Genomic DNA, 14,303 nt, shown 5'->3' with positions numbered 1-14,303 from the left:
GGCGCCGGACGCACGGATCCACCGGCCGCCGGGGCACCTCGATCACCGCCCCGGCGGCCGCGCCGCGCACGGGCGGTACGGCAGCACACCGGAGCGGACCCGAGGACCCGCGTACCCGTACGGACCGGGGCGGGCGCCCCCGGAACCGACTCAGCCGCTCCGCGCCGGAGATCCGGTGCGGAGCGGCTGCGCGGGGCGGCGCGCGCCGTGTGGGCGGACGCCTGGCGGGTCCCGGTCCGCTGCTGCGCGGGCCCGGGGGCTTCACCGCCGTAGGAGTCGGAGTGACGGGGACGTGGCCTCGGTCAGCGGAGCGCGAGCCAGGCGACGGCGCCGAGGACGACGATGACCGCGACGACGGCCACGATCACCCCGGTCTTCGGTCCGGACGAGGTCGCGGCCGGCTGCTGCCTGCGCTGCGGCTCGCCGTCGTCGACGAACGCGCGGAACATCTGCGTGCTGCCCGCCGGGTCGTGAGTGCCCTCGGGGCCCGGCTGAGGGGCGTGGGGGTTGTGTGCCATGGCCCGGACACTAGCGAACTCGACGGAACGGCCCAACCCCCGGGTCCGCAGCGGGTGATGCGCCGACACGGCACCCGCCGGCCCTCCACCCCTCCGCGGAGGCCCTTCCCACCGCCTGAACGAGAGGGCCGGGCACCCGTGCACTGTGCCCGGGAACACATCCGCCGCAGGTCACCCCCCTGTGCGCTGGGCGCTTGACCGGGAGCCTACGGAGCCTTTTCGCTTCCTTTACTTATGCAAGGGGCATTTCGTTTGCCTGTAGCAACCAACGGCTTCTATCGTTGCCCTAAGCAACAAGATGACCGGAGACGATCCTGGAGGGCCGGTGGCCGCACGGAGCCAGTACGAAGAACTGGCCCGGCAGCTCAGCGCCGTCGGAGCCGTCAAAAGGGGCCTCGCCCGCATCCTGCCGGCCACGTGCCCCGGGGGGTCGGCCACGGTGCTGATGCTGCTGGCCAAGTACGGCGAGATGCGCATCACCCGGCTGGCCGAGCTCCTGGCCGTGGACATGTCGGTGACCAGCCGGCATGTGGCACACACGGTGGAGAGCGGCTGGATCGAGCGGTTCCCGGACCCGGCGGACAAGCGGTCCCGCATCCTGCGGCTGACCCCCGCGGGGGACGAACTGATCGACGACCTGACCCGGCGGACGACCGAGATGTTCGCTCACCACCTCACCGACTGGTCCGACGACGAGGTCGGACGGCTCAACGCGTTGCTGTCCCGGCTGCGCGACAGCTTCTCCTGCCGCGGCTCCGGTGGATGCGTCCCCGGGAAGCACAGCGGCGACTGCCGCGCCGGGCAAGCCGACGACTCGTACACCCGTACACCCGAGTAACAGAAGCAAAGACAAGGAACTCCATGGCTACGACCACACCAACCGGTGTGCGGGGCGGCCACGCCAAGCACGGGGCGTCCGAAGCCCCCGACGGCACGCCGATGACACACCGGCAGATCATGGAAGCGCTGACCGGGCTGCTGCTCGGCATGTTCGTCGCGATCCTCTCGTCGACGGTCGTTTCCAACGCCCTGCCGGAAATCATTTCCGACCTCGGCGGCGGACAGAGCGCCTACACCTGGGTCGTGACGGCCTCGCTGCTGGCCATGACCGCCACCACCCCCCTGTGGGGCAAGCTCTCCGACCTGTTCAGCAAGAAGCTGCTGGTCCAGATAGCCCTGATCATCTATGTGCTCGGCTCGATCGTGGCCGGTCTGTCGACCAGCAGCGGCATGCTCATCGCCTGCCGCGTCGTGCAGGGCATCGGCGTCGGCGGCCTCTCCGCCCTCGCCCAGATCGTGATGGCCGCGATGATCTCCCCGCGCGAGCGCGGGCGCTACAGCGGCTACCTCGGCGCGGTCTTCGCCGTCGCCACCGTGGGCGGCCCGCTCCTCGGGGGCGTCATCACCGACACCAGCTGGATGGGCTGGCGCTGGTGCTTCTACGTGGGTGTGCCGTTCGCGGTCATCGCCCTGGTCGTGCTCCAGAAGACCCTGAAGCTCCCGGTCGTCAAGCGTGAGGTCAAGGTCGACTGGTCGGGCGCGTTCTTCATCAGCGCCGCCGTCTCCCTGCTGCTGCTCTGGGTGACCTTCGCGGGCGACAAGTACGACTGGATCTCCTGGCAGACTTACACGATGCTCGGCGGCACCGTCGCCCTCATCGCGCTCTTCCTGCTCATCGAGTCCAGGGCCAGTGAGCCGATCATCCCGCTGCGCCTGTTCCGCAACCGCACCATCACGCTGGCCTCGGTCGCCTCGCTGTTCGTCGGCATCGCGATGTTCGCGGGCACCGTCTTCTTCAGCCAGTACTTCCAGCTGGCGCGCGACAAGTCGCCCACGATGTCGGGCGTCATGACGATCCCGATGATCGCCGGCCTGTTCCTCTCCTCGACCGTCTCCGGACAGGTCATCACCAAGACCGGCCGCTGGAAGGCCTGGCTGGTCAGCGGCGGCTTCCTGGTCACGGCGGGGCTCGGCATGCTCGGCACCATCCGGTACGACACCGAGTACTGGCACATCGCGGTCTTCATGTTCGTGATGGGTCTCGGCATCGGCATGATGATGCAGAACCTGGTCCTCGCCACGCAGAACCAGGTCGCTCCCGCCGACCTCGGCGCGGCCAGCTCCGTCGTCACGTTCTTCCGTTCGCTCGGTGGCGCCATCGGCGTCTCGGCCCTGGGCGCCGTGATGGCCAACCGCGTCACCCATTACGTCAAGGACGGGCTCGCCGACCTCGGCCCCGAGGGCGCCGCGTTCGGTCACGGGGGTACCGGCGGCGGGGGCATCCCCGACCTGGACAAGCTCCCCGCCCCGTTCCGCACGGTCGTGGAGATGGCCTACGGCCACGGTGTCGGCGACGTCTTCCTCTACGCCGCACCGGCCGCGCTCGTCGCCTTCATCGTGACGATCTTCATCAAGGAGGTCGCCCTGAAGACGAACGCCGGCAACGACAAGGCCGGTGCCGAGGCACCCGCCGCGGAGAACGCCACGGCTGCCCCGGGCACCGCCGCACTCGTCGCCGAGGGAACGGCCGGGGTCACCTCGGTCGGCGCCCAGGAGACCGCGGACACTCCGGACACCCTGGTCACGACGTTGCAGGGCACCCCCGTACGGGGTGTGGTGCGCGGTGCCGAGGGCGCACCCGTCGCCCGGGCGGCCGTCACGCTGATCTCGCTGGGCGGCCGGCAGCTGGGGCGTTCCGTCGCCCGGGCCGACGGCGGCTACGTGCTGGACGCGCCGGGTTCCGGCTCGTACGTCCTGATCGCGTCCGCCGACGGCTTCCAGCCGCAGGCGTCCACCGTGGTCGTCGGCGAGGAGCCGCTGGCGTACGACATCCTGCTCGCCGGTACGAGTGGTCTCGCGGGGACCGTGCGGACCGCGGAGGGCGGCAGCCCGGTCGAGGGCGCGATGGTCCTCGTGACCGACGTGCGCGGCGACGTGCTCGCCACCGGCTCCTCCGGTGCCACGGGCGAGTTCGCCTTCGGTGAGCTCGTCCCCGGCGCCGTGACCGTGGCCGTGACGGCCGCGGGCTACCGTCCGCTGGCCCTGCCGGTGGAGATCGGCGGCCAGGGTGTCACCCGGGTCGACGCCGCGCTGGAGTCCGGTGCGCTCGTGAAGGGCGTCGTCCGGGCGGGTACCGGCCGGGCACCGCTGTCCGACGCACGCGTCACGCTGATCGACGCGGCCGGCAACGTGGTCGCCACCTCCACGACCGGGGAGGACGGCGTGTACGCCTTCGCCGACCTGGACGCGGGCGAGTACTCGGTCGTCGCGACCGGCTATCCGCCGGTGGCCGGTTCGCTGACCGTGACCGGCGCCGGAGTCGACGGCCACGACATCGAGCTCGCCCACCCGGGCGCGTAGACACACGGAAGATCCACATAGACCCCTGGCGGAACAGCGCTCCCAGCGGAGAGGCTGTGCCCGTCGGCGGAAATGGGCCCCGCGGTGGGAACGGCAGGCAGGGGACGGCCTGCCGTTCCCACCCGGGGCCCGACTCATTGAGTCACTGCGCCACTGAGTGATGGAGCAAGGAGAGAACACAGGATGGGACTTCGCGCACACGTACGCACGCGGGACGGCTGGGCGGTCCAGCACGCGGTCGTGACCGTGACCGACATGACGGGCACGCAGGTGCTCCGGGCCTCCGCCGACGAGCACGGGGCCGTACGCACCGGTGATCTCCTGCCGGCCGGCGCCTACACGGTGATCGTCACGGCGGTCGGGTACGCCCCGTCCGCCTCCACCGCACTCGTCACGGCGAGCGGCCGCGTCGAAGCCGGCACCGTGGTGCTGGCCCGGCAGGGCGGCGTGGAACTGCCGCCGCCGGGCACCTGGTCGCTCGACCCGGTGCACTCCTCGGTGGCCGCGGTCGCGCAGCACCTGGGAATCTCCAGCGTGCACGGCCGGTTCACCGAGTTCGGCGGCCGGATCGAGATCGCGCAGGACGTCCAGCGCTCCCGGGTGGAGGCCTTCATCACCCCGGCCAGCATCGACACCGGCAACGGCATGCGGGACAAGCACCTGCGCTCGCCCGACTTCCTGGACGTCGACCGCTTCCCGGAGATCACCTACCGCTCCCGTGCGCTGACCCCCGCCGGGCCCGACCGCTGGACCGTGCACGGGGTGCTCATGATGCACGGCGTCTCCCGCGACGTGGACCTGGACCTCAGCTATCTGGGCACCGGCCCCGACCCGTGGGGCGGGGTGCGGGCCGCCTTCCACGCCACCGCGGAGCTGCACCGCGACGACTTCGCCATGCACTACAACCAGGTCGTGCAGGCGGGCATCTCCGCGATCGGCACGACGCTGCGCGTGGAGCTCGACATCCAGGCCGTGCAGGGGGATTACGTCGAGGCTTAGGGTTGGTCCCATGGCACACATCGCGACCAACACCACGGTGGAGCTCGGGGAACTGCTGGACTTCGTGCGGCCCCGGCACCGGGCGATCCTGCTGACCACCCGGTCCGACGGCCGCCCCCAGGGGTCCCCGCTCACCTGCGGCGTCGACGACGCCGGACGGATCGTCGTCTCGACCTACCCCGAACGGGCCAAGACCCGCAACGCCAAGCGGGACGAGCGGGTGAGCGTGATCGTCCTGTCGGACGACTGGAACGGCCCGTGGGTCCAGATCGACGGTTCGGCCGAGGTGATCGACGCACCGGATTCGGTCGAGCCGCTCGTCGAGTACTTCCGGAACATCTCCGGCGAGCACCCCGACTGGGACGAGTACCGGGAGGCGATGCTCAAGCAGGGCAAGTCCCTCATCCGGATCACCCCGGAACGCTGGGGACCGATCGCCACCGGAGGCTTCCCCGCCCGCACGGCCGCCGAAGGCTGACCGCGCATGGTGCCCCACGAGGTGCTGGCGCGGGCCCGGCTGCTGGCCGCCCCGGGTGTCGACGGGCCCGTGTCCCGAGCCCTGGAGCAGATCACCGGACGCCCGGTGGAACACCCCTACGGCGGCGAGCCGGACGGCCCCTTCCTCTACGTCGGGGACACGCTGCCCGACGCCCTGCGGACCCCTCGGCTGGTGTGGTTCCACAGCGTCAACGCCGGTACGGACGCGCTGCTCGCCGCCGGACCGTGGCCGCGGGAAGCCCTGCTGACCCGGACCGTGGGCCGGATGGGCGAGCGGATCGCCCAGTACGTGCTGGCCTGGATCCTCGCCGAGTGCCAGTCCGTCCCGGAGCACACCGCGCAGCACGCCGGCGCCCGGTGGCACCGGCTCCCCTCCACCCTCGCCGCCGGGCAGACCGCGGTCGTCCACGGCACCGGCCGCATCGGCTCCGCCGTCGCCGCCCTGCTGCGGGCCTGCTCCCTGCACACGGTGGGGGTCGGCCGCACCCCTCGTGAGGTGCCACCGGGCTTCGACCGGGTGGTCACGGCGGGCGGCGACGAGGAGCGGGCGGTGCTGGCCGAGGCCCGCTGGGTGGTGTCCACGCTGCCGCTGACCGGCGCCACGGAAGGGTTCTTCGACGACGCCCGGTTCACCGCGATGCGGGGCGCCTCCTTCCTGAACGTCGGCCGGGGCGCCTGCGTGGACATGGCAGCGCTCGAGGCGGCCCTGCGCTCCGGGACCGTCGGGCGGGCCGTCCTCGACGTGCTGCCCGAGGAGCCGCCGGCCACCGGCGACCGTGTCTGGGGGCTGCCGCGCACGGTGGTCACCTCGCACTCCGCCGGCATCACCGCCGACGAGGACGTCGTCACGGACTTCGCCACCTGCTGGGAGGCCGTCACCGAGGGGCGGATGCCCGCGCTGGCCGTGGACACCGGGCGCGGCTACTGACCCACCGCACCGGCTACGGGCGGCGGGCCTCCCGTGCGCGCATCGCCTCGATCCCGGCGATCATCACGTCCAGCGCGAACTCGAAGTCCCGCTCGCGCATCTCCTCGACGGTCCCCCCGCCACGCGCCTCCATGAGGGCTTCCGAGGTGCGCACGATCTGCTGGTGCTCGGGATGGGAGCGGATCGCGCCCATCGCCTGCCGGTAGTAGGCGTCCTGGCTCAGTCCGGCCTCGGCGGAACGCTGCACGAAGTGCCCCTCGATGGTGCCGAATCCGTAGACGAACTGGAATACGGCCGACATCGCGCCCGTCTGCTGCTCCAGGGGGAGCCCGGTGGCCCGGATGACGTCCTGGACGGCGTACGAGAACAGCATGGAGTGCGGGCCGATGTTCAGGAAGCGCCCGGCGAGGGCGGAGGCCCAGGGGTGCCGGACCAGCATCTGCCGGTAACTGAGCGCCAGTTCGTGCAGCCGGTCGCGCCAGGCGGCGTCCTCCCGCGCGGGCGGGATCTCCGCGAAGGCCGTGTCCAGGGCCAGTTCCAGCAGGTCGTCCTTGGTGTCCACGTACCAGTAGAGGGACATCGCCGTGACGTCGAGCTCGGCCGCGAGACGGCGCATGGAGAACTTCGCGGGGCCCTCGGCGTCCAGCAGCCGCACGGCGGCCGCGGTGATCCTCTCCCGGTCGAGACCGGCCGGCTGGTCGGCCCTGCGGGTGCGCGCCGGTGTACGCCGGTCCAGCCAGACGCTGACCCGCGCAGCGTTACTCACCCGGTCAGCCGCGGACCCCATGGCGCACTCTCCTCGTCCTGCCGACGGTACGGACGCGTCCGGTCCGTTCCCACGAGGGCCGTACCCGGCGGAAGACACCCCCGCGTACGGCACCCCGTCCGATGCTATGCCCGCTGTTCAGGCGGAGTCCGCCCGAGCCGCGTCCCGCTCCGGCGCGGCGGGCCCGCCGCGCTCCGCCCGCCGCAGCAGTGCGGCGGCGAGCAGACCGCCCGCCAGGACGGCCACCGCACCGGCCAGTTGGCTGGTCTCCAGCCCGGAGGCGAAGGCGTCCGTGATCCGCTGCCGGTCCCCCGCGCCGTCGGCCGCGGCGAGGGCGGCGGGCAGCGACGCGGCACCGACGGCGGCCGGTACGAGCGTGGCGAAGCGCGAGGTGAGCACGGCTCCCAGCACGGCGACCCCGAGCCCGTTGCCGAACTCGGCGAGCGTGCCGTTGACCCCGGCGCCGACGCCCGCCTTCTCCGGCGGGATGGCGCTCATGATCGCGTTGGCCATGGCGGGCATGGCGAGTGCGATCCCGGCCCCCATGACGACCAGGCCGAGCAGCATGCCGCCGTACCCCTCGCCGCCGAGCAGCGCGATGGCGCCGAGTCCGGCGGCCAGCAGGCTCATCCCGGTGGCGATCGTGGCGGGCGTCCCCATCTTCGGGACGAGACGGGCGCCGAGGCCCGTGAGGTTGAGCGCGACCACGGTCATCGCGAGCGGCGCCGTGCGCAGACCCGCCTCCAGCGGCCCGTACCCGAGCACGAACTGCAGGTGCTGGGTGAGCAGGAACAGGGAGCCGCCCATGCCGAAGGCGACCAGGACGGCACCGGCGACGGCACCGATGAACCTCTGGTCGCGGAAGAAGTGCATGTCCAGCATCGGATACGGGATGTGGAGCTCCCACAGGACGAAACCGGTGAGGACGGCGGCCCCGGTGAACGCGGTCAGCAGGACCTGACCGGAGGTCCAGCCGTGTTCCGGGCCGGAGATGATCGCGTACACGACCGCGGCCATGCCGATGGTCGAGAGCAGTGCGCCGAGGAGGTCGGGGCGGTCGCCCCGGGGGTTCTTCGACTCGGGGACGAGCCGGACGACCGCGATCACTCCGAGCACCGCGACAGGGATGTTGATCAGGAAGATCGCACCCCACCAGAAGTGCTCGAGCATGACGCCCCCGACGAGCGGACCGACGGCGAAGCCGAGCGAGTTGACGGTGGACCAGATGCCGATCGCCTTGACGCGCTCGGTGTCGTCGAAGATCTGCACCACGACGGCGAGCGTGGTGGTGATCAGCAGCGCGCCGCCGATCCCCATCCCGGCGCGGGCGGCGATCAGCTGTCCGGAGGACTGCGCGAGCCCGGCCGCCAGTGAGCCGATACCGAACAGCACGAGGCCCGCGACCAGCATCTTCCTGCGTCCGTAGCGGTCCGCGGCGCTCCCGGCGGTGAGCAGCAGACCCGACTGCACGAGCGAGTAGGCGTTGATCATCCACTGCACATCGGCGGTGGAGGCGTCGAGCTCGGTGGTGAGGGAGGGGATCGCGACGTTCAGGACGGTGTTGTCGAGCAGCACGGTGAGCTGGGCGAGGCAGATGACACCGAGGATCAGCCAGCGCTGCGGATGGCTGCCCCGGGGGGCGCGGTCGTGCTGCTCGGCGGCGGTCGCCGTCATGCGGGCTCCTGGTTCCGGTGCTCTCGTACGGCGTATAGGACTAGTGCCGTACACCGTAAGGCACTCCTGTACGCCGTACCACTCAATAAGGCAGTGCGGCCGGAAGCGATCCTCCCTACACCCGGGGGCGGACGAACCGGAGCCGCTCCCGTCGGAGCCGACGGATGACGCACCGGGGCGCAGGCCCTCCCCGCTCCCGGTCCGGTGAGGCGGTCCGCTGCGTGGCGGTGCCGATGGCCGGCGGAGCCGTGCGGGTGCGCGACGGGGCGGTGGCCCGGGGCACTCGCCCCGGGCCACCGCCCCGTAGCCGCCCGTCCGGGACTACGGCGTCAGCCGGCGCTTTCGCTCGTGGGCCGCGTGAAGTCGTAGAAGGTCGCGCTGCCCGCCGTGACCTCCTTGAAGTTCTCCTCCACCCAGGCCGAGATCTGGGACGAGGTGCCCTCGCCGCCCATGCCGCCGCCCGTGCCGCCGGAGACGAAGTAGTGGATCCTCCCGTCCGCCACGTACTTCTTGAACTGGGCGAGCGTCGGGGACGGGTCGCTGCCGTTGAAGCCGCCGATCGCCATCACCGGTTCGCCGGTGGCGAGCTGGTAGCTCGCGGCGTTCTGCGAGCCGATGGCCGCCGCGGACCAGGTGTAGTCGCCGGCGTCCTGTTCCAGGAGCTTCTCGGCCTCGGCACCGACGGACGCTCCGTTGAGCAGACCGCCCATCCCGCCACCGCCGCCCGTGCCGCCTTCGCCCGTGCCTCCACCCGGCATACCGCCTGGCATCTGACCCGCCTGCCCCTGGCCCTGACCCTGACCGGGCCGGCCACCACCCGGGAGGCCGCCGCCCTGGGCGTTGCCCTGCCCAGGGCCGCCCTGCTGCGCGCCCTGGCCGGGAGGCGTGCCGCCACCGGGGCCGCCGCCGTCGTCGCCGCCACCCCGGCCACCCCCGCCACCGGGGCCGCCGCCCATGCTCGCGCCCGCCGGTCCGGCGGTGACGATCGAGCCCTGGTGCCCGGTGTTAAGTGTGCTGACCGTGTACGCCGCCGGGCCGGCCAGCGACGCGGTGAGGCCCACCGCCACAGCGGCGAGGGCGAACACGCGCCCCAGCCGTGCGCCGAGCAGCAGCCCCGCCGCTCCGACGAGGCCGCCGACCAGGACGGCCCAGCGCAGCCAGGGGAAGTAGTCCGGCGTGCGCCCCAGCAGGACGTACGACCACACGGCCGTCGCCGCGACGGTCCCGCCGAGCGCGGCACCCGCCCACCACTTCGCCCGCTCCTCCCACAGGACCGTGGCGCCCATGCCGACCAGCGCCGCGATGGAGGGCGCCAGGGCCACGGTGTAGTACTGGTGGAAGATCCCGGCCATGAAGCTGAAGACGAAGGCCGTCATCAGCAGCGAGCCGCCCCACGCGAGGAACGCCGCACGGGCCGTGTCGGTCCGCCCGGCCCGCCGGGTCAGCCAGACGCCCGCGACCAGCAGGAGCAGGGCGGCGGGCAGCAGCCAGGAGATCTGGCCGCCGATCTCGGAGTTGAACATCCGGCCGATACCGGTCTCGCCCCAGCCACCGCCCTGACCGCCGCCCCCGCCGACGCTGCCGGTCTCCTCGCCGTTGATGCGGCCGAGTCCGTTGTAGCCGAAGGTGAGCTCCAGGAAGGAGTTGTTCTGCGAGCCGCCGATGTAGGGGCGCGAGGAGGCGGGCCACAGCTCGACGACCGCCACCCACCAGCCGCCCGAGACGATCATCGCGAGGGCGGACAGACCGAGCTGGCCGAACCGCGTGCGCACGGGCACGGGGGCGGACACCGCGTACAGCACGGCCAGCGGCGGCAGGATCAGGAACGCCTGCAGGGTCTTCGACAGGAACGCGAGGCCCACCGCGACACCCGCCCACACCAGCCACCTCGTCCGTCCGGCCTCCATCGCGCGCAGCACGCAGTAGACGGTGACCGTCATCAGCAGGGCGAGCAGCGCGTCCGGGTTGTTGAACCGGAACATCAGCGCGGCCACGGGCGTCAGCGCGAACACGCCCATGGTGATCAGCCCGGCCGGGGCACTGAAGCGGCGGCGTACGGCGGCGTACAGGACCCCGGCCGTCGCCACTCCCATCAGCACCTGCGGGGCGAGGATCGCCCAGGAGTTCAGGCCGAGGATCCGGACCGACAGGGCCATCGGCCAGAGGGTCGCCGGGGGCTTGTCGACCGTGATGGCGTTCGCCGAGTCCAGCGAACCGAAGAAGAAGGCCTTCCAGCTCTGACTGCCGGCCTGCACGGCGGCGGAGTAGAAGGAGTTGGCGTATCCGGAGGCGCTGAGGTTCCAGAGGTACGCGAGCGCGATCACCAGCAGCATGCCGAGGAAGGCGGGACGTGCCCAGCGCGGGTCCTCGGGCCTGCCCCGCCAGGTACGGTGCGGCAGCGGCGTCCTCGGGCGGCCGTGCCCCTGCCCGTCGGCAGCCCCTGCCGGCGGCGCCGTCGGCCCGGGGATGCCCGGCGGGGCCGGGAGGTGGTCGGGACGGGTGGCGGTCATCGGACGTTCCCCAGTTCGTGTGCGGAACCCTTGCGGGCGTCCTGGTGGTCAGCGCGCCGGTCCGGGAAGACCCAGGCTCGGAAGAGCAGGAACCGCAGCACCGTCGCCGCGAGGTTGGCCGCGATCAGCACGGCGAGCTCCGTCCCGTGCGAGGGCGATCCGGAGGCCGTGCCGAGCGCGGCGAGGGACCCGCTGGTGAGCGCGAGCCCGATGGCGAAGACGACGAGCCCCTGGGCCTGGTGGCGCACGGCACCGCCCCGGCCACGTACGCCGAAGGTGAGCCTCCGGTTCGCGGCGGTGTTGGCGACGGCGGACACCAGGAGCGCGGCTCCGTTGGCGATCTGCGGACCGGCGCCCAGCCGGAAGAGGGAGTAGAGGGCGAGGTAGACCAGCGTGGAGAGCGCGCCCACCACGCAGAAGCCGACCAGTTGCCGGGCGAGTCCGCGCGGAACCCCGGGCACGGCCCGGTCGCGGGGGTCGTCACCGAACGGCCGGGCCAGCCGGTCCAGCGGCAGGGCGCCGGTGGCCAGCGCCCTGCCCACGCGGCAGACGCCCCTCAGGTCCTCGGTCGCCGTCTTCACGATGTGCACGGTGGAGTCCGGGTCGTCGACCCAGTCGACCGGCACCTCGTGGATCCGCAGCCCGGCCCGCTCGGCGAGCACCAGCATCTCGGTGTCGAAGAACCAGCCGGTGTCCTCGACCATCGGCAGCAGCCGCTGTGCGACCTCGCGCCGTATCGCCTTGAACCCGCACTGGGCGTCGCTGAACCGGGCGGCCAGCGAGGAGCGCAGGATGAGGTTGTAGGACCGCGAGATGAACTCCCGCTTCGAGCCGCGCACCACGCGCGAACTGCGGGCGAGGCGCGAGCCGATGGCCAGGTCGGAGTGGCCGGAGATCAGCGGGGCGACCAGGGGCAGGAGGGCGTTGAGGTCGGTCGAGAGGTCGACGTCCATGTAGGCGAGGACCGGGGAGTCGGAGTGGGACCAGACGGTCCGCAGCGCACGCCCCCGGCCCTTCTCCTCGAGCCGGTAGGACCGCACCTCCGGGATCACGGCCGCGAGCTGTGCCGCCACCTGGGGTGTGCGGTCGGTGCTGGCGTTGTCCGCGACGGTGATGCGGAAGCGGTACGGGAAGGTGCGCGCCAGATGGTCGTGCAGGCGCAGCACACAGGTCTCGAGGTCCTTCTCCTCGTTGTGGACGGGGACCACCACGTCGAGTACGGGAGCACCGGCCGCGTCGACCGCGGCGGCCAGGAGGTGTTCCCGGGCCGGCAAGGTGCTCCAAGGGATGTCGGTTCGCATGACAACGACGGTCGGCGGCCGCGCTGTCACATCCGTGTGCTGAGCCTGTGGTCCGGCTGTGAGTGCGCCGGGTGGCCGGACGCGGGGGTGCCGGGGAGGGCGGACGCGGGGGCACCGGGGAGAGCGGGCCCGGGGGTGCCGGGCGGGCTGTCCACGGGGGTGCCCGCGGTGTCGCCGGCCGGGCCGCCCTCGTACACCGAGTCCGCCGGGAGATGGACGGCGAACACCGTGTTCCCCGGCACCGAGCGCACCTCGGCCAGCCCGCCGTGCGTGGTGGCGACGGCCTGCACGATGGCGAGGCCCAGCCCCGTCGACCCGGCGTGCCGGGAGCGTGAGGCGTCCCCGCGTGCGAACCGCTCGAAGACGTGCGGCAGCAGCTCGGCGGGAATGCCGGGCCCGTCGTCCTGCACCTCCAGGGTCACCCGGGGCAGGTTCTTGCGCGCCTCCCGCACCCGCACCGTGACGGTGGTCCCGGGCGGGGTGTGCGTACGGGCGTTGGCCAGCAGGTTGACCAGCACCTGCTGGATCCTCGGCGGGTCGGCGAGGACGGTCGCGGGCACGTCGGGCAGTTCCAGCCGCCAGTGGTGCGTGGGCCCGGGCTCCGCCCCGGACGCGGTCCGTCCCGCGGCCTGTGCGTCGCTCACCGCGTCGATGACGAGCGGTGACAGATCGGTGCTCTCGTACGAGAGCGGGCGTCCGGCGTCGAGCCGGGCCAGGAGCAGGAGGTCCTCGACCATGCCCGTCATCCGTTCCGCCTCGGACTCGATCCGTCCCAGGGCGTGCCGGGTATCGGGTCCGGCGTGCTCACGGCCGCGCCGGGTCAGTTCCGCGTACCCGCGGATCGAGGCGAGCGGGGTCCGCAGCTCATGGCTCGCGTCCGCGACGAACTGCCGTACCCGCATCTCGCTCTTCTGGCGCGCGTCCAGGGCCGAACCGACGTGGCCCAGCATCCGGTTGAGAGCCGCGCCGACCTGGCCGACCTCGGTACGCGGATCGGCCTCGGCGCCGGGGACCCGTTCGAACAGGGAGACCTCGCCGCTGTGCAGCGGGAGTTCGGAGACCCGGGTCGCGGTGGCGGCCACCCGGCGCAGGGGGCGCAGGGCGACACCGACCATCGCCGCACCCGCTATCCCGGCGGCGATGAGGCCCGCCCCGGTGACACAGACCTCGACGGCGATCAGGGCGGTGAGGGCGCCGCTCACCTCGGTGGTGGGGATGCCCACGAGGACGGTCGAACCGTCGCTCCTGGGGACGGCCTCCACGCGGTAGCCGCCGAGTCCGGGCAGGTCGACGTCGTGCGCCTCGCCGTCCGCGGGTACTCCGGCCGCCTCCAGGGCGCGCTCCTGGGAGCCCGTCAGCGGCTCCACGGTCGGCTGCGCGTCCTGCTCACTGCTCTTCTTCACGATCTGCGAAGAGGTGACGGAACCGTCCGCGGACACCGCGCCGAACGTCTTGAAGGGCTGGCCGCCGCCCATGCCGACGAAGTCGAGCGGGTCCCTGTTCTGCAGTCCGCCCGGAGCCGGCGCCCCGGCGGGCGGGCGGTTGTCGGCCCGCTTCGCGATGTCGGTCAGCTGGGCGTCCAGCTTTCCGTACATGTAGCTGTGGAAGGCGATGGCGGTGACCGAACCGATCACGGCCGCGACGACGGCGATCAGCGACACCGCGTACACGACCAGCCGGGTCCGCAGGGTCCACGGCCGCCGCGCCCTCTTCCGCTTCCTGCTCACAGACGCACTCCCGGAGTCGGTC

Annotated in this window: 11 protein-coding genes; 5 read left to right on the top strand and 6 right to left on the bottom strand. The window is 72.5% G+C overall.

The annotated features are described in order from the left end of the window. Positions 1-302: 302 nt before the first annotated feature. A complete protein-coding gene (locus tag OG927_RS16865; RefSeq protein WP_056793070.1) occupies positions 303-518 on the bottom strand; it encodes a hypothetical protein in 216 nt (71 codons plus the stop codon). A 325-nt stretch (positions 519-843) separates the two neighbouring features. Here OG927_RS16865 and OG927_RS16860 point away from each other — a divergent pair, with 325 nt between their 5' ends. The 5 genes from OG927_RS16860 to OG927_RS16840 all read left to right on the top strand — a co-directional run bounded on the left by OG927_RS16860 (position 844) and on the right by OG927_RS16840 (position 6,303). Beyond that, positions 844-1,356: a MarR family winged helix-turn-helix transcriptional regulator gene (locus OG927_RS16860; protein WP_056793071.1), complete on the top strand. Its 513-nt coding sequence runs from the start codon at positions 844-846 to the stop codon at positions 1,354-1,356. Positions 1,357-1,379: 23 nt separating this feature from the next. After that, on the top strand, positions 1,380-3,878 hold the full coding sequence (locus OG927_RS16855; protein ID WP_330320389.1) for an MFS transporter: 2,499 nt from the start codon (positions 1,380-1,382) through the stop codon (positions 3,876-3,878). Positions 3,879-4,061: 183 nt separating this feature from the next. After that, complete coding sequence (locus tag OG927_RS16850) at positions 4,062-4,877, top strand: YceI family protein (RefSeq protein WP_056793073.1); 816 nt, start codon at positions 4,062-4,064, stop codon at positions 4,875-4,877. Between the two features lie 10 nt (positions 4,878-4,887). Further along, entirely contained in the window at positions 4,888-5,355 is a 468-nt protein-coding gene (locus OG927_RS16845; RefSeq protein ID WP_056793074.1) for a PPOX class F420-dependent oxidoreductase, read from the top strand. 6 nt (positions 5,356-5,361) lie between these two features. Beyond that, positions 5,362-6,303: an NAD(P)-dependent oxidoreductase gene (locus OG927_RS16840; protein ID WP_124281779.1), complete on the top strand. Its 942-nt coding sequence runs from the start codon at positions 5,362-5,364 to the stop codon at positions 6,301-6,303. 13 nt (positions 6,304-6,316) lie between these two features. Here the strand turns inward: OG927_RS16840 and OG927_RS16835 are convergent, their stop codons facing one another. The 5 genes from OG927_RS16835 to OG927_RS16815 all read right to left on the bottom strand — a co-directional run bounded on the left by OG927_RS16835 (position 6,317) and on the right by OG927_RS16815 (position 14,281). Further along, entirely contained in the window at positions 6,317-7,090 is a 774-nt protein-coding gene (locus OG927_RS16835) for a TetR/AcrR family transcriptional regulator (RefSeq protein WP_056793076.1), read from the bottom strand. Positions 7,091-7,207: 117 nt separating this feature from the next. Next, positions 7,208-8,743 carry an MFS transporter gene (locus OG927_RS16830; protein ID WP_124281780.1) on the bottom strand — a complete coding sequence of 512 codons (1,536 nt, stop codon included), beginning with the start codon at positions 8,741-8,743 and terminating at the stop codon, positions 7,208-7,210. Between the two features lie 329 nt (positions 8,744-9,072). After that, positions 9,073-11,253 (bottom strand): mannosyltransferase YkcB-related protein, encoded by a 2,181-nt coding sequence (locus OG927_RS16825; RefSeq protein ID WP_330320388.1) that lies wholly within the window; start codon positions 11,251-11,253, stop codon positions 9,073-9,075. After that, positions 11,250-12,554 (bottom strand): bifunctional glycosyltransferase family 2/GtrA family protein, encoded by a 1,305-nt coding sequence (locus OG927_RS16820; RefSeq protein ID WP_056793079.1) that lies wholly within the window; start codon positions 12,552-12,554, stop codon positions 11,250-11,252. The genes OG927_RS16825 and OG927_RS16820 overlap by 4 nt, the downstream gene beginning before the upstream one ends. Before the next feature lie 26 nt (positions 12,555-12,580). After that, positions 12,581-14,281 (bottom strand): HAMP domain-containing sensor histidine kinase, encoded by a 1,701-nt coding sequence (locus tag OG927_RS16815; RefSeq protein WP_330320387.1) that lies wholly within the window; start codon positions 14,279-14,281, stop codon positions 12,581-12,583. Positions 14,282-14,303 lie beyond the last annotated feature (22 nt).

The sequence above is a fragment of the Streptomyces clavifer genome (genome assembly GCF_036345975.1).
GTDB classification, from domain to species: Bacteria; Actinomycetota; Actinomycetes; order Streptomycetales; family Streptomycetaceae; genus Streptomyces; species Streptomyces clavifer.
Note: the sequence above shows the minus strand (reverse complement) of the source record. Positions and strands in the feature narration are given on the sequence as shown.